The 20,402-nt window shown below is 72.6% G+C and carries 20 protein-coding genes and 1 pseudogene; 10 read left to right on the forward strand and 11 right to left on the reverse strand.

Going from position 1 to position 20,402, the window contains the following annotated elements; genetic code table 11:
• Positions 1 to 397: 397 nt before the first annotated feature.
• Entirely contained in the window at positions 398 to 2,203 is a 1,806-nt protein-coding gene (locus ICW24_RS17215; protein ID WP_372360959.1) for an ABC transporter ATP-binding protein, read from the forward strand.
• A 7-nt stretch (positions 2,204 to 2,210) separates the two neighbouring features.
• Here ICW24_RS17215 and ICW24_RS17220 read toward each other — a convergent pair whose 3' ends face one another.
• Entirely contained in the window at positions 2,211 to 3,191 is a 981-nt protein-coding gene (locus ICW24_RS17220; RefSeq protein WP_226346960.1) for an AEC family transporter, read from the reverse strand.
• Positions 3,192 to 3,868: 677 nt separating this feature from the next.
• On the opposite strand from ICW24_RS17220, the gene ICW24_RS17225 reads away from it, so the two are divergent.
• Positions 3,869 to 4,690: a DUF72 domain-containing protein gene (locus tag ICW24_RS17225; protein WP_226346961.1), complete on the forward strand. Its 822-nt coding sequence runs from the start codon at positions 3,869 to 3,871 to the stop codon at positions 4,688 to 4,690.
• A gap of 164 nt (positions 4,691 to 4,854) precedes the next feature.
• Positions 4,855 to 5,421: a protein-L-isoaspartate O-methyltransferase family protein gene (locus tag ICW24_RS17230; RefSeq protein WP_226346962.1), complete on the forward strand. Its 567-nt coding sequence runs from the start codon at positions 4,855 to 4,857 to the stop codon at positions 5,419 to 5,421.
• A 16-nt stretch (positions 5,422 to 5,437) separates the two neighbouring features.
• Here ICW24_RS17230 and ICW24_RS17235 read toward each other — a convergent pair whose 3' ends face one another.
• The 5 genes from ICW24_RS17235 to ICW24_RS17255 all read right to left on the reverse strand — a co-directional run bounded on the left by ICW24_RS17235 (position 5,438) and on the right by ICW24_RS17255 (position 9,597).
• Positions 5,438 to 6,286, reverse strand: a complete 849-nt coding sequence (locus ICW24_RS17235) for a carbohydrate ABC transporter permease (protein ID WP_226346963.1) — start codon at positions 6,284 to 6,286, stop codon at positions 5,438 to 5,440.
• Positions 6,279 to 7,175, reverse strand: coding sequence for a carbohydrate ABC transporter permease (locus tag ICW24_RS17240; RefSeq protein ID WP_226346964.1), 897 nt, complete (start codon positions 7,173 to 7,175; stop codon positions 6,279 to 6,281). The genes ICW24_RS17235 and ICW24_RS17240 overlap by 8 nt, the downstream gene beginning before the upstream one ends.
• A complete protein-coding gene (locus ICW24_RS17245; protein ID WP_226346965.1) occupies positions 7,172 to 8,473 on the reverse strand; it encodes an ABC transporter substrate-binding protein in 1,302 nt (433 codons plus the stop codon). Before ICW24_RS17245 ends, ICW24_RS17240 begins: the two co-directional genes overlap by 4 nt.
• 141 nt (positions 8,474 to 8,614) lie before the next feature.
• Positions 8,615 to 8,998: an SRPBCC family protein gene (locus tag ICW24_RS17250; protein ID WP_226346966.1), complete on the reverse strand. Its 384-nt coding sequence runs from the start codon at positions 8,996 to 8,998 to the stop codon at positions 8,615 to 8,617.
• Positions 8,983 to 9,597 carry a 2'-5' RNA ligase family protein gene (locus ICW24_RS17255; RefSeq protein WP_226346967.1) on the reverse strand — a complete coding sequence of 205 codons (615 nt, stop codon included), beginning with the start codon at positions 9,595 to 9,597 and terminating at the stop codon, positions 8,983 to 8,985. Before ICW24_RS17255 ends, ICW24_RS17250 begins: the two co-directional genes overlap by 16 nt.
• 93 nt (positions 9,598 to 9,690) lie before the next feature.
• Here ICW24_RS17255 and ICW24_RS17260 point away from each other — a divergent pair, with 93 nt between their 5' ends.
• On the forward strand, positions 9,691 to 10,788 hold the full coding sequence (locus tag ICW24_RS17260; RefSeq protein ID WP_226346968.1) for an FUSC family protein: 1,098 nt from the start codon (positions 9,691 to 9,693) through the stop codon (positions 10,786 to 10,788).
• Positions 10,789 to 10,799: 11 nt separating this feature from the next.
• Here the strand turns inward: ICW24_RS17260 and ICW24_RS17265 are convergent, their stop codons facing one another.
• The gene (locus ICW24_RS17265) at positions 10,800 to 12,275 is read right to left on the reverse strand and encodes a cryptochrome/photolyase family protein (RefSeq protein ID WP_226346969.1); all 1,476 of its coding nucleotides are present in this window, start codon (positions 12,273 to 12,275) and stop codon (positions 10,800 to 10,802) included.
• 134 nt (positions 12,276 to 12,409) lie between these two features.
• Between ICW24_RS17265 and ICW24_RS17270 the strand changes: the two genes are divergently transcribed.
• From ICW24_RS17270 to ICW24_RS17280, 3 genes are all read left to right on the forward strand, one after another.
• A complete protein-coding gene (locus ICW24_RS17270; protein ID WP_226346970.1) occupies positions 12,410 to 13,516 on the forward strand; it encodes an NAD(P)-dependent alcohol dehydrogenase in 1,107 nt (368 codons plus the stop codon).
• A 367-nt stretch (positions 13,517 to 13,883) separates the two neighbouring features.
• Positions 13,884 to 14,315 (forward strand): VOC family protein, encoded by a 432-nt coding sequence (locus tag ICW24_RS17275; protein ID WP_226346971.1) that lies wholly within the window; start codon positions 13,884 to 13,886, stop codon positions 14,313 to 14,315.
• The gene (locus ICW24_RS17280; RefSeq protein ID WP_226346972.1) at positions 14,315 to 14,923 is read left to right on the forward strand and encodes a helix-turn-helix domain-containing protein; all 609 of its coding nucleotides are present in this window, start codon (positions 14,315 to 14,317) and stop codon (positions 14,921 to 14,923) included. Before ICW24_RS17275 ends, ICW24_RS17280 begins: the two co-directional genes overlap by 1 nt.
• A gap of 58 nt (positions 14,924 to 14,981) precedes the next feature.
• Here the strand turns inward: ICW24_RS17280 and ICW24_RS17285 are convergent, their stop codons facing one another.
• The 3 genes and pseudogenes from ICW24_RS17285 to ICW24_RS17295 form a co-directional block, all read right to left on the reverse strand.
• Complete coding sequence (locus ICW24_RS17285; RefSeq protein WP_226346973.1) at positions 14,982 to 15,710, reverse strand: SDR family oxidoreductase; 729 nt, start codon at positions 15,708 to 15,710, stop codon at positions 14,982 to 14,984.
• An 86-nt stretch (positions 15,711 to 15,796) separates the two neighbouring features.
• Positions 15,797 to 16,141, reverse strand: a complete 345-nt coding sequence (locus ICW24_RS20005; RefSeq protein ID WP_443588051.1) for a GlgC family sugar phosphate nucleotidyltransferase — start codon at positions 16,139 to 16,141, stop codon at positions 15,797 to 15,799.
• 86 nt (positions 16,142 to 16,227) lie between these two features.
• Positions 16,228 to 17,037: pseudogene (locus tag ICW24_RS17295) on the reverse strand (sugar phosphate nucleotidyltransferase); the annotation flags it as partial.
• A gap of 76 nt (positions 17,038 to 17,113) precedes the next feature.
• On the opposite strand from ICW24_RS17295, the gene ICW24_RS17300 reads away from it, so the two are divergent.
• From ICW24_RS17300 to ICW24_RS17310, 3 genes are all read left to right on the forward strand, one after another.
• Complete coding sequence (locus tag ICW24_RS17300) at positions 17,114 to 17,389, forward strand: DUF7218 family protein (protein ID WP_226346976.1); 276 nt, start codon at positions 17,114 to 17,116, stop codon at positions 17,387 to 17,389.
• Positions 17,390 to 17,764: 375 nt separating this feature from the next.
• On the forward strand, positions 17,765 to 18,721 hold the full coding sequence (locus tag ICW24_RS17305; RefSeq protein WP_226346977.1) for an L-lactate dehydrogenase: 957 nt from the start codon (positions 17,765 to 17,767) through the stop codon (positions 18,719 to 18,721).
• Between the two features lie 31 nt (positions 18,722 to 18,752).
• Positions 18,753 to 19,472, forward strand: coding sequence for an MOSC domain-containing protein (locus ICW24_RS17310; protein WP_226346978.1), 720 nt, complete (start codon positions 18,753 to 18,755; stop codon positions 19,470 to 19,472).
• A gap of 6 nt (positions 19,473 to 19,478) precedes the next feature.
• Here the strand turns inward: ICW24_RS17310 and ICW24_RS17315 are convergent, their stop codons facing one another.
• Complete coding sequence (locus ICW24_RS17315; RefSeq protein ID WP_226346979.1) at positions 19,479 to 20,150, reverse strand: biliverdin-producing heme oxygenase; 672 nt, start codon at positions 20,148 to 20,150, stop codon at positions 19,479 to 19,481.
• Between the last annotated feature and the right edge of the window lie 252 nt (positions 20,151 to 20,402).

The raw sequence follows: 20,402 nt of genomic DNA on the forward strand, positions 1-20,402 counted from the left end.
CGACGCCGTCCTCGAAGAACCATTCGGGCCGGGTCGATCCCGCCTCCCCAGGTGGGGCAACTCTCTGACCTGCACCTTCGCGTCGACGCCCGTTCCGGGAGAGCGGTCGACCCGGCCGAAATGGTTCGTCGATCAGGGAGCCCGCCGAACACGGGCACGGTCGGTGCGGCGCCGATGGAAGGGTCGGGAGGCGCGCGGCGTTGACGTGGTGGGCCTGCCGCGGCGCGGTCGCGGCGTCCCGGCGCCATCCCGGACGACCCCGTCCCCGATCACGACCCCGACGAGAGCGACGACACGAGTGACCCTGCTGCGGCCCCGCCCCACCCGCACCCGCGACGACGACGCGGCGCGCGGCGCCCGCGCGCCCCAGGTTCCCGCGGAGACGGCGCCGTCGGCGCTGCGGCCGCTGCGCCGCATGGCCCACTTCACGCGCCATCTGTGGCCGTACTACCTCGGGATCGTCGCCTGCGGGCTCGTCACCTCGGCGGCGACGATCGCGGTGCCGTTCGTCATCGGGCGCGCGACCGACGTCGTCGTCGGCGTCGCGCGCGGCGGGCCCGCCGACGACCTCACCCGCACGGGGTTCGCGCTGGGCGCCGCGCTGCTCCTCGCGACCGTCGCGACGACGGTCGTCGGCAACGTGGGCGGGTATCTCGGCGACGTCATGAGTTCGCGCATGCGCAGCAGCCTGTCCCAGCGCTACTACGAGCGCCTTCTCGCGCTGCCGCAGCGGTACTTCGACGACGAGCTGACCGGCACGATCATCAACCGGCTGTCCCGGTCGATCACGTCGGTCACCGACTTCGTCAAGTCCTTCTCCAACTCGTTCTTCCCCATGCTCGTGACGACGGTGGCGGTCCTCGCCATCAGCGCCTGGTACTTCTGGCCGCTCACGGTGCTGCTCGCCGTGATGTTCCCGCTGTACTTCTGGCTGACGACCCTGACGAGCGCCCGCTGGCAGGTCCTCGAGCACCGCAAGAACGCCGACCTCGACGAGGCGAGCGGCCGGTTCGCGGAGGTCGTCGGGCAGGTGCGGGTCGTCCGCTCCTTCGTCCGCGAGGTCGCCGAGCTGCGCCGGTTCTCGACGCGATTCGACGCGACGATCGACACGACCCGCGCCCAGTCGCGGCACTGGCACCGCATGGACGTCCTGCGCGGCGCCATCCTCGACGTGATCTTCGTCGCCGGTCTGGCGATGGTGTTCGTGCTCACGGCGCGCGGGGAGTTCTCCGTCGGGGACATGGTCATCCTCGTGCAGCTCATGACGATGGCGCGGCAGCCGGTGAGCATGCTCAGCTACATCGTCGACTCGGGCCAGCGCGCCCTCACGGGCAGCGTCGACTACGTGCGCGTCATGGACGAGCCGCTCGACCGGACCGGACCGGTCACCGACGTCGTCCCGGCGCGCCGCGAGCGTCGGCCGGGCGCGCCGATGATCCGCTTCGACCACGTCCGGTTCGGCTACACCGACACCGACGTCCTCCACGACGTGAGCTTCGACGTCGCCCCCGGCGAGCGTGTGGCGCTCGTGTCGGAGAGCGGCGGCGGCAAGACGACGCTGGTCAACCTCCTGCTCGGCCTGTACACGCCGCGCGGCGGGCGGATCGACGTCGCCGGCCACGACATCGCGGGCCTGGGCGCGGTGCAGCTGCGCTCCGACATCGGCGTCGTTTTCCAGGATGCGTCGCTGTTCTCGGGCACGGTGCGCGAGAACATCGCCTACGGCCGGCCCGACGCCACCGACGCCGACATCGCGCAGGCGGCGCGGCGCGCCAACGCGGCCGACTTCATCGCGCGGCTGCCCGGCGGCTACGACGCCGTCATCGGCGAGCGTGGCCTCAAGCTCTCGGGCGGTCAGAAGCAGCGCATCGCGGTCGCGAGGGCCCTGCTCAAGGACGCGCCGATCCTCGTGCTCGACGAGGCGACGAGCGCTCTAGACACGAAGTCGGAACGGCTCGTCCAGGCGGGCCTCGACGAGCTCATGGCGGGCCGCACGAGCCTCGTCATCGCCCACCGGCTGTCGACCATCGCCGCCGTCGACCGGATCGTCACCCTGCGCGACGGCCGCGTCGACGAGATCGGCACGCCCGCGGAGCTCGCCGTCTCCGGCGGCATCTACGCCGAGCTGCTCGCGCTGCAGAACTCGACCGACGCCGCGGCGCGCAAGCACCTGCGCGACCGGTTCGCCCTGCGGACCGACTGATCCCCGCTCAGGCCTGCACGAGCAGGAGGACCGCGGTGAGGCTGACTACGGAGCACAGGGTGCACAGGAAGGCGGCCGCGCTCATCGTGTCGGCCTCGCCGTGGCGGGCGGCGAGGATCGGGAAGATCGAGATCGTCGGCGCGGCGGCCGAGACGATCGCGGCCGCGCGCAGGGTCGGGTCCAGAGGCGGCAGGCCGACGTGGGGCGCAACCGCCGTGACGCCGTACGCGAGGGCGGCGACCAGTGCCGGGTGGACGAGGAGTTTGCCGACGACGAGCGGGCTCAGCGCCGCCAGCCGCCCCCGGGCCTGCTGGCCGACGAGCGTCCCGCCGATGGTGAACAGGGCCAACGCGGTCGTCGCGTTCGCGAACATCGTCACGGTGCGCTCGGCCACGGCCGGCACCCCGAGGCCGAGCAGTGAGGTGGCGACGCCCGCGGCGATGGCGAGGATCATCGGCGTCTTGACCAGGCGCCACGCCGTGCCGCGGACGAGCGCGCCGACGGAGGCGTGGCCGCCGGCCGCCCGCTCGGCGAGGGCCATGCCGAGCGGGATCGTCAGGAGGTTCTCGACGAGGACGTTCATCCCGAACACCGTGGGCGCGACCTGCGGCATCGCGCCCTGCAGGACCGGGAAACCCACGTAGCCGCTGTTGGAGGTGCCGGCCCCCATCGCGGTGTACGCCGAGCGCAGGCGCACGACCCGGGAGGGCAGGCCGGCCCGCCGCGACACGGCTCGGGAGGCGTAGAACCCGACGGCCATGGCCGCCACTGACCCGATCGCGTACGTGAGCAGGTAGGTGGGCGCGAGGACGTCGGCGATGTGCCGCGTCGCGAGCGCTCCGAACAGCAGGGCCGGCAGCGCGATCTTGACGACGAACTCCCCAAGGACCGGGAGCGCCGCCCTGCCGAGGAAGCCGGTGCGCACCGCCACGTAGCCCACCGCGACGGCCACGTAGATGGGCGCGATGACGCCGAGCACCCCCGTCATGTGCGCCCCTCCTCGTTCGCCGTCGTCCGCCCCGATTCTCCCCGCGACACGCGCAGACTCGGCGGCAGGGGTACCAGGGCGCGATCCCGGCCCGGACGGGCCGGATTCGAGTCGCTGCGGCGCAACGGATTCCGAGCTGTTGTCGACAACAGGCCCCTCGGATCAGGTCACTCGTCTTGAACACCGACTTGGACGGTCGATACAGTGGGTGTCAGGCCGATGGGGATCGGCCGAAACGGGCAGGCTTGATAGGGATCGGGTCGGCCCACCGCCGGTGGGGGCCGGCATCAGGGGAACGAAAGAACGCGGCCGGGGGGCTGCGCAGGGGAATGCACGACGGGGGACGCACGAGGCAGGACATGGCTTGACGCGAGTGTGACCGGTGGGGGCCGGGCGCAGCGCGGGATGCGGTGGTGGCCGGGCACGCCGAGGGCGACGAGGATGACGGGGACGACGGGGGAGGTCCTGCGGATCCGAGCAAGGACACCGCCGGTGGTCGATGGGGAGGCGCCGGCACGGGAGGGACGCACCGCCGGCCCGCCCGGTCTCCCGCGCGCACCCCGCGCCGGGGAGATCGGGCCGGCCGGCCGTGCGCGTTTCGCCGCGACGTCCGCGGGTCCACTCGCCGGTCCCGGGCGCGGCGGATCGAGCGTCGGCACCGGCCGTAGGCTCGCCGGGTGGAGCGGATCAGGGTGGGGACGTCGGGCTGGACCTACTCGTACTGGCGCGGTGACTTCTACCCGAAGGGGCTCCCGCAGCGCGCCGAGCTCACCTACAACCTCGAGCACTTCGACACCGTCGAGCTCAACGGGTCGTTCTACTCGCTGCAGCGGCCGAGCTCGTACCGGGCGTGGGCGGAGCAGGCCGCCGCGGCGCGCGACGATGCGGTCTTCGCCGTCAAGGGGAGCCGGTACGTCACGCACATGAAGCGGCTGCGCGACGTCCGGGGCGCGCTCGCGAACTTCTTCGCCTCCGGGGTGCTCGCCCTGGGTGCGCACACCGGGCCGTTCCTGTGGCAGCTCCCCGAGCGGCACGTCTTCGACGCCGACGTGCTCGCCGCGTTCTTCGACCTGCTGCCCCGCACAACGGGGCAGGCCGCGGCGCTCGCCGCCGAGCACGACGACAAGATCTCCGGCGACCGGGTGCTCCTCGAGCCGGCCGCCGACCTGCCGCTGCGGCACGCCCTGGAGCCGCGGCACGCCTCGTTCGAGACCGCCGCCGCCGCCGACCTCCTGCGCCGCCACGACATCGCGGCCGTCATCGCCGACACCGGGGGCAGGTTCGTCCGCCTCGACGCGGTGACCAGCGACTTCGTCTACGCGCGGCTCCACGGGCCCGAGGGGCTGTACGACAGCGGCTACTCGCCCGAGCAGCTCGACGACTGGGCCCGGCGGTTCCGGGCGCACCGCGACGCCGGCCTCGACGTCTACGCCTACTTCGACAACGACGGTCACTGCCACGCGCCCTACGACGCGCAGGCCCTGCTCGAGCGGGTATGAGCCTCGGTCGGCGAGCGAGGCGGCCGCCGGCCCGGAAGACTCGGGGGAGAACGCGGACACGGGCATCGAGAGCCGGTGCGTCGGGCGTCGGCTCGGCGCGGTCGACGCGCATCCCCCGGTCCGACGGCGGCGCCGCCGGTCCACGCCGTGGTGAGGAGGACGCGATGGGCGCGGTCGACGATCGGGTGGCGGACGCGATGCGTCGGGCGGCCCGGAAGAACTTCCTGCCGCCGGACCAGCGCCCGTCGGCCGGTGCGGACCGGCCGCTCCCCTTGTCGCACGGTCAGACGAACAGCCAGCCGTCGACGGTGGCCGAGATGCTGCGCCTGCTCGACGTGCCGGAGGGCGCGAGCGCGCTCGATGTCGGCGCCGGCTCCGGGTGGACGACGGTCCTCCTCGCGCACCTCGTGGGCCCGTCGGGGAGCGTGCTCGGTCTGGAGCTCGTGCCGGAGCTCGTCGACTTCGGGGGCGCCAACGTCGCCGCCGCCGGGGTGCCCTGGGCCCGCGTCGAGGCGGCGGAGGCCGGCGCCCTCGGCCGACCCGCGCAGGCCCCCTTCGACCGGATCCTTGTGTCCGCGATGGCCCGCGAGCTGCCCGACGAGCTCGTCGCCCAGCTCGCCGACCCGGGAGTGCTCGTCATCCCCGTCGCCGGCCGGATGCTCCGCGTCACCCGCGGCGGCGGCGTCGAGGTCCGACGCCTCGGCTACTACCGCTTCGTGCCGTTGCGCTGAGGCAGCGTCCGCCGGGTCACCGCAACCCGGTCGTGGCGATGCCGCGCACGAGGAAGCGCTGCCCGACGAGGAACACCACGAACATCGGCAGGAGCGAGAGGACGGACATGGCGAACATGGGCCCCCATTCCGAGGATCCCTCGGCGTCGAGGAACGCCCGCAGGGCCAGGGGGACCGTGAAGGTCTCTGGACTCGTCAGATAGATCAGCGATGCGAAGAAGTCGTTCCACATCCAGATGGTCGTGAAGACCACCGTCGTGGCGAGGGCCGGTGTCATGAGGGGCAGCAGGATACGGACGAAGATCCCGACGTGCCCGCAGCCGTCGATGCGGGCCGCCTCGTCCAACTCCCGCGGGATTCCGCGGATGAACTGCACCATGAGAAAGACGAAGAAGGCGTCGGTCGCGAGGAACTTCGGCAGGACGAGCGGCACCATCGTGTTCACCCACCCGGTCTGCGAGAACAGGATGTACTGCGGCACGATCACGACGTGGACGGGCAGCATGATCGTTCCCAGCATGATCGCGAAGCAGACCTGCCGGCCCCAGAACCGCATCCGCGCGAACGCGTAGGCCGTGAGAGAGCAGGACACGAGGTTGCCGACGACGCAGCCGACGACCAGCAACGTCGAGTTGAGCAGGTACGTCGAGAACGGCCGGCTCAGCGCCGTCCACCCCTGTACGTAGTTGCCGATCTCCCGGCCCGGGGGCAGCAATTCGGGAAGGTCGAAGATGTCGTCGGACGGGCGTAGCGACGACGCGATCATCCACAGCAGCGGATAGATCATGACGATCGCGACGGCGATGAGTACCAGGTGACGCGCAACGCGGGCGGCGCCACGGAGAGGGCGGGAGATGTCAGTCATCGTAGAAGACCCACCGTCGGGACAGCGCGAAATTCAGGGAGGTGAACGCCGCGACGATGAGCAGCAGCACCCATCCCATGGCGGAGGCGTAACCCATGTCGAAATCGCCGAAACCGCGTTGGTAGAGGTAGAGGGTGAAGAAGAGGGTGGAATCCGAGGGCCCACCCGTCCCGCCCGAGACCACGAAGGCCTGCGTGAAGGACTGGAACGCGTTGATGGTCTGTAGTACGAGGTTGAAGAAGATGATCGGGGTGAGCAGCGGCAGCGTGATGTGGACGAAGCGGGCCCGGCGGGAGGCCCCGTCGACGGCCGCGGCCTCGTAGTACTGGGTCGGGATCTGTCGCAGACCGGCGAGGAAGATCACCATGGGCGCCCCGAAGGTCCACACGTGCAGCAGCACGATGGTCCACAGGGCCGAACGAGGATCCGACACCCAGCCGGGCAGGTCGGTGAACCCGATCCGGCCGAGGATCTCGTTGACGAGTCCCCGCGCACCGAACATCTGCCGCCACAGGATGGCGATGGCCACGGAGGCCCCGATGAGCGACGGCAGGTAGAAGATCGACCGGTAGAGGGCGAGCCCGCGCATCCCGGTGTTGAGCACGAGCGCGACGGCCAACGCCAGCGCGAGCTGCAGGGGCGTGGAGACGGCCACGTAGGCGAGGGTGACGAGCAGCGAGTGGTGCAGTCGCGCGTCCTCCATGATCCGCCGGGCGTTGTCGAGTCCGCTCCATCGGGGCGCTGCGATGAGGCTGTAGTCCGTGAACGACAAGGCCAACGACGCGAGCATCGGGACCGTTGTGATGAGGACGAGCCCGAGGACCCACGGCGTGAGGAACACCGCGGCCATGCGGTTGTCCGGGTGACGACGGCGGACCGGCCTGCTCATCCGATGGCGGCGGTCATGTCGGCCACGAAAGCGGCGCCCGCGGCCTCGGGGGTGGCGCGTCCGAACAAGACGTCCTGGCCGTGGCGGATGAGGACGTCCTCGAACGAGGACGCGCCCTTGGGGGTCAGCGGGGGCGTCGGGGCGACGTGCGGCTCGATCGCGTCGAGGTAGGCGATCGCCTTCTTGTCCGACGCGGACAGGCTGCCTTGGATCGCGGCGAGCACCGTGGTGTCGGCGGGTACCCCCCGCTCGGTGAGCAGGAGCTTGCTGGCGCGCTGGTCGGTGACGAGGAAATCGACGAGTCGGCGGGCGGCCGCTGCCGCCTTCGACTCCGCCGTGATGACCCAGTACATCGACGCCTGGTAGGCGACCTTGGCGCCGGCCGGGGTGCCGTCGACGCTCGGCAGCCGAAGCAACCTGAGGTCCTTCTTCGTGGCGGCGTCGAAAGCGGTGATCTGGTTGGAGGAGTAGATCGCCATCGCGGTCCGGCCCGTGGAGAACAGGCGCTCGGCGACCGCGGCCGAGACGTCCTCGGCGGACTGGCTGGCCGGCGGTGTCGCCTCGGCCGTCTGCAGCTTCTTGGCTAGGGCGAAAAAGCTGCTCGCGATGCCCGCGTCGAAGCCGAGCTTCCCGTTCGTGAACGTGTCGGCGCCCTGCTGCCGGATCCAGACGCGGAAAGCGGCGTCGCGGCCGCTGAAGTCGGTGAGTCCGTAGGTGCCGTCGGGGAGCTTCTTGGTGAGCTCGGTGGCGAGCTCGGCCATCTCGTCCCAGGTCCAGGTCGTGTCGTCGGGGAGGGCGAGCTTCGCCCGGGCGAACAGCCCCGGGTCGACCATGACGACCGGGGCGATAGTGCCGGCGTTGACGGCGTACAGCGTGCCGTCCACCTCGCCCAGCTCCGCCGTGCCCGGGGCGAACGAGGCTGTGTCGACGGCGCCCTCGAGGGAGGCGAGGGCGCCGCGCTGGACGTACTCGAGGAGGTACTTTTCGTCCATCTGCACGAGGTCGGGGGCATCGTGCGCAGCGAGTTGGGTGGCGAGTTTGTCCCAGTAGCCGCCCCACTCGGTCGGCTCCGACGCGACGGTCGTCCCGGGGTTCGCGGCCGCGAACGCGGCGAGGGCCTGCTGGGTGGACGTCGTGCGCTGGGCGTTGCCCCACCACACCGCCCGCAGCGCGGTGCCACCCTCGGAGGTACCGCCGGGGCGGTTGGGCCCGCACCCGGCGATCGCAGCGAGCGCGGGCACGGCGGCGGAGGCGAACAGAAGACTGCGCCGCGACACGGGCGCGGAGAACGTGGGCATGAGGGGGCCTGACTGGCTCGCGCGGCGCGCGGGGCCGCGTCCGGGGTGTCCTTCGATGATGGAAGGAAGCTAGCAGGTCCCACACAGTGCCGGGCGACCGCGACGTCGTCGAACCGCTGGACGGGTCGCGTCGATCCCCGTTCAGTCCCGAAGCAGGCGCCGTAGGGCGAGGGCGGCGAGGGGTGGGTAGGCCAGCGCAACCGGAGCGGGGCCGTCGACGGTCAGCCCCGCGACGGTGCCGTCGGCACCGGCGGTGAGGTCGTGGCGCATCCGGACGTTCACGCCGAGGGCGGTCACCGTCCACGCCCACGTGTGGATCGCGGGGTCGACGGCGTCGACCCGGAAGCGGACGGCGACACCGGGCGGGCCGTGGACCACGCCGGTCAGGCCGGGCCGGAGGCGCTCCTGCTCGACGTCGACCGACCGGATCTGCGGCGCCCAGTCCGGCCAGCGGTGGGGGAACAGGTATCGCTCCCAGGCGGTCTCGACGTCGACCGGTCCGGTGACGCTCAGGGCTCGGCGCATGTCGGCTCCTCGTCGGGGGTGGATGTCGTCGAACCGGTGTGATCGTTCGCGTCGCGGGAGGGGCGAGGCAACCCCGGGTGCTCGGGGCCGTGCCCCGCGAGCATCCGCGCGGCCCCCGCGTCGGGGTCCCAGCGGCGCAACCCGGTGGCGACGACGGACCGGGCGACGGCCGGACCCGTGGCGACGGCGGCGAGCGCGCTCCCGACCTGCGCCGTCGGCAGCCGCCGGGCGAGGGTGAGGTGGGCCGTCCACCCCGCCGAGTGCGGGTCCCCGACGCGGCGCCGCACGGCCCGCCCCGCGTCCTGCAGATCCGGTGCGGGGGCCAGGAGCCGCGCGAACGCGTAGGGCCCTCGTCCCAGGAGAACCACCCCGGCGAGGTCGATCCGCGCGGGCAGCAGACGCCCGATCGTCGCAGTCGCATGCGCCTCGGCGCCGGCGTCGATGACAGCCGCCGAGGCGAGCGTCACGTGCGGCGCGTTCGTCGCCCCTCGATGACGAGCCTGGGACGGCAGTCCCGCCTCGGCCAGGGCCCGCCAGTCCGCGCGGACGAGCGCGTCGGAGGCGGCGTCGAGGACCAGCTCGAGCGCGTGCAACGCCATCAGGTGGGCCACCGTTGCGCACCGGGCATGGGGGCAGCGTAGGCGCGGGAGGCGCCGCCCCGCCGCCGGGCTCGTCGTGGCACGGTGTCCTCGATGTCCGAACACTCCGTTCTTCCCCGCTGGGGCGCGTGGGTCGACCGCCACCCGACGCTCGTCACCGACGCCGCCCAGATCTCCAAGACCGTGGTGGCCACCGTCCTCGCCTGGTGGGTCGCCGAGAGCGTCCTCGGGTCCGCCCAGCCGTTCCTCGCGCCGTGGACGGCGCTCATGACGGTGCACGCGACGGTCCGCGAGTCGGCCCTGCGTGCCGGCGAGACGACCCTCGCCACCCTGGGGGGCGTCGTCCTCGCGTTCGCCCTCGGCGTGACGCTCGGGGTCGACGTCGTCTCGCTGGGGCTCGCGATGGCCATCGGCCTCGTGGTGGCCCGGGCCAAGCCGTTGCGGCGGGAGGGGGTGGCGGTGGCGACGACCGCGCTGTTCGTCCTGGCGGGGCACGACCAGTACGACACCCAGCTGCTCGTCGCGCGGGTCGTCGACGTCGTCGTCGGCGCCGGCATCGGTCTCGCCGTCAACGTCCTCCTCCTGCCGCCGCTGCGGGATCGCCAGGCGCAGCACGGCGTCGACCAGGTGCGCCTCGCCCTCGGGCACCTGCTCGTGGGCATGGCCGGCGAACTGGGCGGACGGTGGGACACCCACCGGGCGCAGGTCTGGGTGCGCCGCACGGTGGAGATGGACGGCCTGCTCGACCGGGCGCGCGGCCAGGTCCGGCTCGCCGGCGACAGCGCCAGCTGGAACCCCCGCGCCCGGCGCCGCGCCGCGGGCGGGGCCGCCCGACATTCCCTCGACCGCCTGCGCGAGGCGGTGTCCCACCTGAGACACCTCGTCCGGGTCCTCGACGACGCCACCTACGCCGAGAGTCGTTGGGACGAGGAGTTCCGCCGACGCTGGGTCGCTCTCGTCGACGAGTGCGGCCGCCGCCTGCTCGACCCGGCCGGCGATCACCACGGGATCCCCATGTCCCTCGACGAGCTCGCCGTGAGCCTCTCGCGCTCCGACCTGCCGACGATGCACTGGCCCGTGTACGGCTCGCTCATCACGAGTCTGCGCCAGATCGCCGTCGTCGCCGACGACGTCGCCCACGATCTGGCGGAGCGGGAACCGCCGTCGGGGCGCGACGTCATCGGCCGCTGAGCCCCGGTCGATCAGCCCAGCCACCCCGCGGCCCGCTCGAGATGGCCGCGCCGCTTCGCGTCGTCGAACCCGTCCCACAGGGCGGGGATGCGGCGGGATCGGTGGTTGGCCTCGAAGACGTCGCGGTGGTCGTGCACGAACGCCCAGTAGAGGGCGTCCCAGTCGGCGCGCCACTCTCCCGGCGGCAGGTCGGACATCGTGCGCAGGTAGTTGCTGCCGGAGACGTACGGCTTCGTCGTCATCGCCTCGCCCACGGCGAACTGGCTCATCGCGTAGACGTTCGGCACCATCACCCAGTCGTAGGCGTCGACGAACATCTCCATGAACCACTCGTACGCGGCGCTCGGGTGGGTGCGCAGCAGGCACATTGCGTTGCCGAGGACCATGAGTCGCTCGATGTGGTGGGCGTAGCCGGTGTCGAGCACGCGGCGGATCACGAGGTCGACGGGGTCGAGGCCGGTGCTCGCGTCCCACCAGCCGTCGGCGAGCGGCCGGGCGTGGTGCAGCGCGTTCGACGTGCGCATCTCCCGCCCGTGCAGGTGGTACGTGGCGCGCATGTACTCGCGCCATCCGATGACCTGGCGCACGAACCCCTCGAGGGACGGCAGCGGCACGTTCCCGTCGTCCGCCGCGTCCAGCGCGGCGTCGAGGACCTCGCGCGGGGTGAGCAGGCCCGTGTTGAGCAGCGGTGACAGCAGGCCGTGGTGGACGAACGGCGACGTCGTGCTGATCGCGTCCTCGTACGGCCCGAACAGCTCGAACCGGTCGGTCAGGAAGGCGGTGAGGTGGGCGCGTGCCTCGGCCGAGGTCGTCGGCCACGCGAACGCCGCCGGGTCGCCCGGTGCGTCGGGGAACTCCGCGGCCACCCACGCGATCGCCGCCGAGACGTCGGCGCCGTGCTCGCGGGGGAGGTCGACCGGTGGCGGCACGTGCCCCTTCGGCAGCTTCTTGCGGTTCTCGGTGTCGAAGGACCACCGGCCGCCCACGGGTGCATCGCCGTCCAGCAGGACGTCGAGACGCCGGCGCTGCCACGTGTAGAAGTGCTGCATCCGCGCCGGGTGCGCCTCGAACCAGTCGGTGAACTCGGCGCGGGACGTGAGGAACCCCGGCGACTCGAGGACGTCCTCACGTCGCAGCCGGTACCCGCCGTCGGACAGCGCGCGGGTGATGTCGCGCGAGAGCCAGTCGTCGACGACGTCGTAGACCTCGACGCGGTCGGGGCGGGCGTCGCGGACGAACGCGGCGAGTCGGGCGGCGGTGGGCTCGGCCGCGCGCGACTCGATCGTCTCCACGGCGAAGCCGGCGCCGCGCAGGCGCTTCGCGAACCGCAGCGCCGACGCCCGGTGCAGGACGAGTTTGTGGGCGTGGCAGGCGAACCTGCGCATGAGCAGGTCGTCCTCGACGAGGACGAACCGGGTGCCCGGCTCCGCGCGCAGGTGGGCGTCGAAGAGCTGGTGCGGGTAGACGAGTCGCAGGACACCGGGCATCCGCCCACGCTAGGGGGCGGGATCGTCGCCGCGCCCGGCGGCCGCTCCACGATCCGACCTGTGGCAGCCCGACCTGTGGCAGCCCGCCCCCGGCCGGGCTACGTTCGGCGCATCACCGAACGCAGGAGGATCCGATGCAGACCACCGCGGCCATCGCCACCGGACCGGGACGACCCTTCGAGATCACGGAGGTCGACGTCGACGACCCACGCCCCGGCGAGGTGCAGGTGCGGATGGTCGCGTGCGGCGTCTGCCACACCGACGCCATCGTGCGCGACCAGTGGTATCCGACGCCGCTGCCGGCGGTGCTCGGCCACGAGGGCGCGGGGGTCGTCGAAGCCGTCGGCCCGGGGGTCGACGACGTCGCCGTCGGCGACCACGTGCTGCTCAGCTTCGCGAGCTGCGGCTCGTGCCGGAACTGCCAGGCGGGGCGCCCGGCGTACTGCCTCGACTTCTTCGCCCGGAACTTCGGCGGGCGACGCGCGGACGGGTCGACGGCGTTCACGCGCGGCGCGGAGCCGATCTCCTCGCACTTCTTCGGGCAGTCGTCGTTCGCGGCGGTGACGAACGTCGCGCGCCGCAGCGTCGTCGTCGTGCCGCCGGAGGCTCCGCTCGAGCTGCTGGCCCCCCTCGGCTGCGGCCTGCAGACCGGCGCCGGCGCCGTCCTCAACCGGCTCCAGGTGCGGGAGGGCTCGAGCTTCGTGGTCTTCGGCGCCGGCGCCGTCGGGATGGCCGCGCTGCTCGCCGCCGTGGTGGCCAACGCGGGCACGATCGTCGCCGTCGACCTCGTGGCCGACCGCCTCACGCGGGCCACGGAGCTCGGCGCCACGCATACGGTCGACGGGAGCGCCCTCGGCGCCCCCGGGGTCGTCGCCGCGGTCCGTGAGGCCACCGGTGGGGGCGCGGACTACGCGCTCGACACCACCGGCAGCACGGCGGCCTTCCGGCAGATGACCGACTGCCTGGGCAGCCTCGGGCACGGCGCGCTCGTCGGCGCCTCGGCGATCGGGACGGAGGCGAGCATCGACATCGGCACGATCATGCTGTCGGGCGCGACGATCAGCATGTGCATCGAGGGGGACTCGGTCCCGTCGTTGTTCATCCCCCGACTCATCGACCTGCACGCCCGTGGACTCTTCCCCATCGAGAAGCTCGTGCGGACGTACCCGTTCGGGCAGCTCGACCAGGCCTTCGAGGACAGTCACACCGGCGCGACCCTCAAGCCGGTCGTCGTCTTCTGACCGACCCTCCGACCGGGGCCGTCCCGGACACGGCCGAGGCCGGCCCCACGTGCGAGGCCGGCCTCGGCGGTCGGTGCCTACGCGTGCTGACAGCGGCCGCAGGTGCAGTCCGCGCACGTGCAGCTCGCGCACTCGCACGAGGCGCCGCACTTGTCGCAGTCGCAGCTCTGGGTCGGCTGGGGGACCGGATCGGCCATGTCGGACTCCTTCGTCTCGATCGCTGGTGTCGGACTCCCGCGGTCCGGCCGCTCGCCCGCGGGGGCGCGCCGACGGGCCGCGTGCGTTCCATGATCCCGCGCGGCCGGGCTCAGCGCCCCGCGACACGTGCGCATAAGAGTGCGCACTGATGTGATGTATGGTGCTCATCATGACCCAGCAGACGCTTCCCCCCTTCCACCTCGCCATCCCGGTCCACGACATCGAGGCGGCCCGCCACTTCTACGGCGACGTCCTCGGCTTCGGCCGCGGCCGCTCCGACGTGCGCTGGACCGACTGGAACATGGAAGGCCACCAGGTGGTCACCCACCAGGTCGACGACCACCACAACGCTGTCGCCGGCACCAACCCCGTCGACGGCCACCAGGTCCCCGTCCCGCACTTCGGGCTCGTCCTGCCCGTCGAGCGGTTCCAGGAACTCGCGGCCCGCCTGACCGACGCCGGCACCGACTTTGTCATCGAGCCCTACGTGCGGTTCGAGGGCGAGACGGGCGAGCAGTGGACGATGTTCTTCCTCGACCCCTCCGGCAACGCCCTCGAGTTCAAGGCGTTCAAGGACCTCGGGCAGCTCTTCGCGGTCTGATGGCCGGCGACGAACGGCCCGACGAGCTCACCGACGAGGGCGCGCTCACGGCGCGCTTCCTCGCGCGGATCGGGGAGCGGGTGCGCGAGCTGCGCACCGAGAAGGCCCTGACCGTCCAGCAGCTCGCCGACCGCGCGGGCGTGAGTCGGCGGCTGCTCACGCAGATCGAGCACGGGCAGGCCAACCCCAGCCTCGTCACCGTCACGCGCCTCGCCCGGGCGCTCGGCACCGAGTTCACCGCACTCCTCGACGACGCGGCGCCGGCGGCTCCGATCACCGTCCGCGGCCCCGACGAGCACGTGCTCGTGTGGAGCAGCGACGCCGGGAGCACCGCGCACCTGCTCGCGTCGACGTCGCGGGACCGCTCCGCCGACCTGTGGCGCTGGCGCCTCGCCCCCGGGGACCGGTATCAGGGTCACGCCGACCCGGCCCGGTCGCAGGAGCTCTTCCACGTCCTGTCGGGGACGCTCACCCTGAACGCCGACGAGCAGTGGGCGGAGGTCGGCGCGGGCGAGTCGGCCCGCCTCGACAGCGACCGGCGGTACTCCTACGCCAACGAGGGCGACGAGGAGTGCGTCTTCGTCCGGGTGGTCTCGCTCACGTCTTGACCGATCGGTCCGGTCGCCGGCGGGCGGGGTGGACCGATCGGTCGAGTCGGGCCGTCGTTCACTGCATGCTGAATCCGCCGTCGATGGGCAGCGTGACGCCGGAGATCATCGACGCGTCCTCCGAGAGGAGGAAGCAGATGGGCCCGGCGATCTCGTCCTCGGTGGCGTACCGCCCGAGCGGCATCTTGCGGATGAGCTCCCCGCCGGTCTCGGGGCGGTCCCAGTACCAGGCCGACATGGGCGTCATGACGACGGTGGGGTTGACCGCGTTGACGCGGATGCCGTGCGGACCGAGCTCCAGCGCCGACACCCGGGTGATGTTGTCGACGGCGGCCTTCGACGAGCCGTACGAGATGTGGCCGTGCAGCGCGACGAGCGACGCCTGACTCGAAACGTTGACGATGGCCCCGCGGCCGGCCTCGATCATCCCGGGCGCGGCGAACTTCGTCACGAGCATGGTCCCCCGGGCGTTGATGGCCATGACCCGGTCGAAGACGTCCATGTCGGTGTCCTGCGGGGTCGCGATCTCGCCGCCGTCGCCGCCGCAGTTGACGATGCCGGTCCACGTGTGGGCGCCGACCGCCTGGGCCACCTCGTCGTCCTTCGTGAGGTCGAACGGCAGCGGGGTGGCGCCGGTCTCTTCCGCCAGCGCGGCGAGCTTGTCGCGGTCGCGCCCGCTCGCGAAGACCTCGAGGCCCTCCTGGGCGACGAGGCGGCGCACCGTGGCCGCCCCGATTCCGCCGCTCGCGCCGGTGACGAGGTACGTGCCGGGGGTGAAGGTGGTCATGTGTCTCTCCTGCCTGGGCGGGTCGCGTGCGCCTCACGCTCGCCGCGCCGCCGGGCGCGCCGGGGGCCGCGCGACCCCCCGATCGCTCAGGCCCGTGTGCCGGGTTCCAGCCGACTGCCCGCCGGCAGGTCCGCCCCGGGGGCGACGTGGGCGTCGCGGCCCACGAGCGTCAGCTCGCTCTCGGTGAGGTCGCCGCCCCGGGCCGACCGGCCGACGCGCGCGCCCGCCCCGACGACGCACGACGCGTCGATCACGCTCGTGGCCACGTGCGCCTCGGCCTCGACGCGGGTGTGGGCGAAGACGACGCTGTCCTCGACGATCGCGCCCGCCTCGACGACCACGCCGGGTCCGAGGACGGCGCGCCGGACCGTCCCGCGCACGTCGCAGCCCGCGGTGAGCAGCGCGTCCTCGACGAGGGCCCCGGCGCGCACGCGGGCGGGCGGCAGCTTCGGGAACCGGCTGACGACGGCCGGTCGGGGTGGTCCAGGGCGTCGACGCGCCCGTCGAGCAGGTCGCGGTGGCCCACGAGGTAGTCCACCGGGGTGCCCATGTCGCGCCAGTACCCCTGCATCGGGAAGGCGTGGACCCGGCCGCCCTCGACGAGGTGCGGGAGCAACGTCTCCCCGAAGTCGCCGAGCCCCGTGTGCTCCTCGTCCTGCGCCGTCTCGTTGTGCCGCCGCCGCAGCTCCTCGAGCGCCTCGACGAGCTCCGCCGGGTCGTAGACGAAGATCTCGGCGGCGATGGTCGTGCTCGACGGGTTCTCGGCCTTGTACTCCACGCGCGTCACGACCCCGTCCTCGACCGTGAGGGCGGCCTTGGCCGCCGCCTGCTCCGCCGTCCCCTCGACGGTGACGACGGTGCAGGAGGCGCCCGAGTCGAGGTGGGCGTCCACGAGCTCGCGCACGTCGAGCGAGAACACCGAATCGGCGCTGAGCACGACGACGGCGTCCGCGCCGGCCCGTCGGATGTCGTCGGCGCGCCCGGCGAGGTCGTCGGCGTTGCCGGCCGAGAACCCCGTGAGCGCCGCCGGGCCACCGCCTTGCTCGGGCATGAGCCACTGCAGGCCGCCCTGCGTGCGGTCGAGGTCCCAGGGGCGGCCGCCCGCGACGTGCCGCGCGAGGCTCGTCGCCTGGTACTGGACGCCGAGCCACACGTCGGAGACGCCGCCGTGCGACAGGGCGGAGAGGGCGAAGTCGATGAGCTGGTACTCGCCGGCGAACGGCAGGGCGGGCTTGGCGCGCTCCCGCGTGAGCACGTCCATCCGGGACCCCTCGCCGCCGGCCTGGACGATGGCGAGGATGCGGGAGCGGTGTGAAGCGCGCAGCATCCCGACATTGTGACCCCCCGGAGGTGGCTGTCGGCTCGACTGGCACGGGCCGCCCCGGATCGGTCAGGCTTGATCCATGGCCGAGAAGAAGCGCGAGAGCGACAGCTCGAGCATCAAGGACCCCGAGATGTACGAGGCGCTGCGGGAGCAGGGGAACAGCAAGGCCAAGGCCGCGGCGATCTCCAACGCCGCGGCGAACTCCTCGCGGGAGAAGGTCGGCGCCAAGGGCGGGCACAGCCCGAGCTACGAGGACTGGACCGTGGACGACCTGCGCGAACGGGCCGCCGAGCTCGACGTGCACGGCCGGTCCACCATGACCAAGGACGAGCTCATCAAGGCCCTCCGCGGCTGACGGGCCGGCGCCCCCGGCCGCTACCGTCGGGGCCATGCCCGCCGACGAGCCTGCCCTACGCCAACGGGGTGCACTACGACACCGAGGAGCGGCGGCGACCGCTCGTGCACTCCCTCGTGGCCGACGGGGTGTTCGACGAGGTGCACTGCACCGACGACGGCGTCGTAGGTGCACTGCACCGACGACGGCGTCGGCATCGTCTACCGCGGCACGACGTGACAGGACACCGTCTCCGAGACGCCCGGCGCGGCCGCCTACGTCGTCACCCGCGGCGCCGGCGGCGAGGTCGAGGAGGCCCGGGTCGAGCCGCGCCTGCTGTGACGCCCGCGGTCACGCCGATCCGGCCCGTCTCGTGACCCTGCCTAGGGTGGAGGCATGAAGTACGTCGTGGAGAACAAGGTCGTGCTCATCGGGACCGGTGCGGTGGGGGTCGCGTACGCCTTCGCGGTCGTCAACCAGGGCATCTGTGACGAGCTGGTGCTCATCGACCTCGACGAGACCCGGTCGCGGGCCGACGTGCTCGACCTCAACCACGGGGAGGCGTGGGCGCCCAACCCCGTGAGCGTCAGCTTCGGCGACTACGCCGAGTGCGCCGACGCGGCGATGGTCGTCGTCTGCGCGGGCGTGGCGCAGAAGCCCGGGCAGACCCGCCTCGACCTCCTGCAGACCAACCTCGCCGTCTTCGAGGACATCGTCGGCCGCGTCATGGCCACGGGTTTCGACGGGATCTTCCTCGTCGCGACCAACCCCGTCGACGTCCTCACGTACGCGACGTGGCGTTTCTCGGGCCTGCCGTCGGCGCAGGTCATCGGTTCGGGAACCTCGCTCGACACCGCACGTCTCCGCTTCAACCTCGCCCGGTACTTCGAGGTGGCGACGACGAACGTCCACGCCATGGTCATCGGCGAGCACGGCGACTCCGAGCTGCCCGTGTGGAGCGCGGCGTCGGTGGCGGGCCGCTCCCTCGCCCGCCGCATCGCCGCCCGCCCCGAGATCCGCGTCGACATCGACGACATCTTCGTCCGGACCCGGGACGCGGCCTACGAGATCATCGGCGCCAAGGGCTCGACGAGCTACGGCATCGGGATGGCGCTCGCCCGGATCACCCGCGCCGTCATGTCCAACCAGAAGGTGACACTGCCCGTGTCGGCGTTGCTCCAGGGCGAGTACGGGCACGGGGACCTCTACATCGGGGTGCCGGCGAGCATCGGCCGCCGCGGCATCCGCGAGGTGTTCGAACTCGACCTCGACGAGGACGAGCAGGCGAAGTTCGACGCCTCCGTCGCGAGCCTGCGCGCCGTCCAGGACCCGGCGTTCGCGCGCCGCGCCTGACCCGGCACCGGGCCACGCCTACGCTCGGGCGATGGCGAGCGTCGAGCAGGTGTGGCGGTATCCGGTGAAGTCGATGGGCGGGGAACGCGTCGCGTCGGCGGCGATCGACGACAGGGGCCTGCTCGGTGACCGCCGGTTCGCGGTCGTCGACGACGAGGGCCGGCTCGCCTCGGGGAAGACCTCGCGGCGGTTCCGGCGGCGCGACGCCGTCTTCGGGTTCGTCGCCCGCGTCGAGCGCGAGCGTGTCGTCGTCGAAGACGCCGCCGACGTCGCGGGCTCGTGGGACGCCGGCGATCCCGCGCTCGACGGCCACCTCTCGAAGGTCATGGGCGCCGCGGTGCGCGTGCTCGCCGAGGCGCAGACGCCCCACTTCGACCAGGAGGCCGTGTCGATCATCGGGACGGCGACGCTCGCGTGGTGTACGCGGGAGTTCGGCATCGACGCCGACGCGCGGCGCCTGCGGCCCAACCTCGTGGTGACCACCGACGCCCCCTTCGAGGAGGAGACCTGGGTCGGGCGTGACCTCGCCGTCGGCTCGGCGACGCTCCACGTGGTCGAGCGCGTCCCCCGGTGCCGCATGGTCGACGTCGAGCAGGTCGGGGTGCCGGCCGAGGGCGACTGGCTCAAGCCGCTCGCCGCCCGGCGGGAGGGGTGCGTCGCCGTCTACGCGAGCGTCGCGCGGGCGGGCGAGGTCCACGTCGGCGACGAGGTCCACGTCGGCGACGCGATCCGCGTCGGCGAGGCCCGATGACGGTCGTCAGGCAGCCCGGCCGAGCTCCTCGAACATCGCCGTGTTGAGCCGGAACGCCTCGACCGCCTCCGCGGCGGCGACCTCGCGACCGGTCGCGTCGAGCGGAAGGGCGTCGAGGGCGGCGCGGTAGGCGTCCTTGTACGGCTTGGTCTTCTCGATCCCGTCGAAGCGGTAGAAGTCGACACCGTCGGTGAGGCCGTAGTGCCGCGCGAGGAGCGGGGGGATCACCTGCCCGCCCGACAGATCCCCGAGGTAGCGCGTGTAGTGGTGCGCGACGAGCCGGGCGGGTTCGTCGGCGCAGTCGCGGATCCGGCGGGCGTACTCCCCGGTCGCGGATCGGGCCGCGAGACCGGCCCGCCACGCGTCGCCGCGCAGGCTGCGCAGGTCACGCTCGAGCGCGCCCCGGCGCCGGAGCCGCGGGTCGTGCAGGGGCGCGAGGAGCGGATGATCGGCGCGGGCGTCGACGGTCTCCTCGAGTGCCGAGTAGACGAACCACAGCTGCTCCGTCAGGGCGACGAACGCCTCGCGTCCCGAACGCCCGCCGAGCAGGTCGGCCATGAACGTCGAGTGCTCGGCCTCCTCGTGCACCCGGGCCGTCGCCTCCCGGAGGTGGCGGCTCAGCAGTGGGATGTCGCCGGACGCGGGGGTCTGATCGGTCGTGGACGTCGCCGCGTTCATGGCCGTGACGCTACGGACACCGACCGCGCCGCAGCATCCATCGAAGGATGGAACCGGCCCCCGGCCGCGGCTGCATCACCGCCGTCCCGAGGCCCTCGACGCGACTCACGACGTGACCCACATCGGCCGACCAACCACTCTCGCACCGCCCCTGAGCTGGGCTGATACGATGTGGACAACCGCCCTGGACGACCGTACTGGACGCCCGTATCGTCGTCGATGTCCCTTTCGGGGACGGCCGGACAGGCGCGG

It is taken from the genome of Agilicoccus flavus, assembly GCF_014857905.1.
Lineage (GTDB): Bacteria > Actinomycetota > Actinomycetes > Actinomycetales > Dermatophilaceae > Agilicoccus > Agilicoccus flavus.

What these genes read in the sequence shown, in the direction of transcription:
- ICW24_RS17220 (WP_226346960.1), bottom strand. Translation starts at nt 3,191, where the DNA reads ATGACGGGGGTGCTCGGCGTCATCGCGCCCATCTACGTGGCCGTCGCG.
- ICW24_RS17230 (WP_226346962.1), top strand. Translation starts at nt 4,855, where the DNA reads ATGGGCGCGGTCGACGATCGGGTGGCGGACGCGATGCGTCGGGCGGCC.
- ICW24_RS17235 (WP_226346963.1), bottom strand. Translation starts at nt 6,286, where the DNA reads ATGACTGACATCTCCCGCCCTCTCCGTGGCGCCGCCCGCGTTGCGCGT.
- ICW24_RS17240 (WP_226346964.1), bottom strand. Translation starts at nt 7,175, where the DNA reads ATGAGCAGGCCGGTCCGCCGTCGTCACCCGGACAACCGCATGGCCGCG.
- ICW24_RS17245 (WP_226346965.1), bottom strand. Translation starts at nt 8,473, where the DNA reads ATGCCCACGTTCTCCGCGCCCGTGTCGCGGCGCAGTCTTCTGTTCGCC.
- ICW24_RS17250 (WP_226346966.1), bottom strand. Translation starts at nt 8,998, where the DNA reads ATGCGCCGAGCCCTGAGCGTCACCGGACCGGTCGACGTCGAGACCGCC.
- ICW24_RS17255 (WP_226346967.1), bottom strand. Translation starts at nt 9,597, where the DNA reads ATGGCGTTGCACGCGCTCGAGCTGGTCCTCGACGCCGCCTCCGACGCG.
- ICW24_RS17260 (WP_226346968.1), top strand. Translation starts at nt 9,691, where the DNA reads ATGTCCGAACACTCCGTTCTTCCCCGCTGGGGCGCGTGGGTCGACCGC.
- ICW24_RS17265 (WP_226346969.1), bottom strand. Translation starts at nt 12,275, where the DNA reads ATGCCCGGTGTCCTGCGACTCGTCTACCCGCACCAGCTCTTCGACGCC.
- ICW24_RS17270 (WP_226346970.1), top strand. Translation starts at nt 12,410, where the DNA reads ATGCAGACCACCGCGGCCATCGCCACCGGACCGGGACGACCCTTCGAG.
- ICW24_RS17275 (WP_226346971.1), top strand. Translation starts at nt 13,884, where the DNA reads ATGACCCAGCAGACGCTTCCCCCCTTCCACCTCGCCATCCCGGTCCAC.
- ICW24_RS17280 (WP_226346972.1), top strand. Translation starts at nt 14,315, where the DNA reads ATGGCCGGCGACGAACGGCCCGACGAGCTCACCGACGAGGGCGCGCTC.
- ICW24_RS17285 (WP_226346973.1), bottom strand. Translation starts at nt 15,710, where the DNA reads ATGACCACCTTCACCCCCGGCACGTACCTCGTCACCGGCGCGAGCGGC.
- ICW24_RS17300 (WP_226346976.1), top strand. Translation starts at nt 17,114, where the DNA reads ATGGCCGAGAAGAAGCGCGAGAGCGACAGCTCGAGCATCAAGGACCCC.
- ICW24_RS17305 (WP_226346977.1), top strand. Translation starts at nt 17,765, where the DNA reads ATGAAGTACGTCGTGGAGAACAAGGTCGTGCTCATCGGGACCGGTGCG.
- ICW24_RS17310 (WP_226346978.1), top strand. Translation starts at nt 18,753, where the DNA reads ATGGCGAGCGTCGAGCAGGTGTGGCGGTATCCGGTGAAGTCGATGGGC.
- ICW24_RS17315 (WP_226346979.1), bottom strand. Translation starts at nt 20,150, where the DNA reads ATGAACGCGGCGACGTCCACGACCGATCAGACCCCCGCGTCCGGCGAC.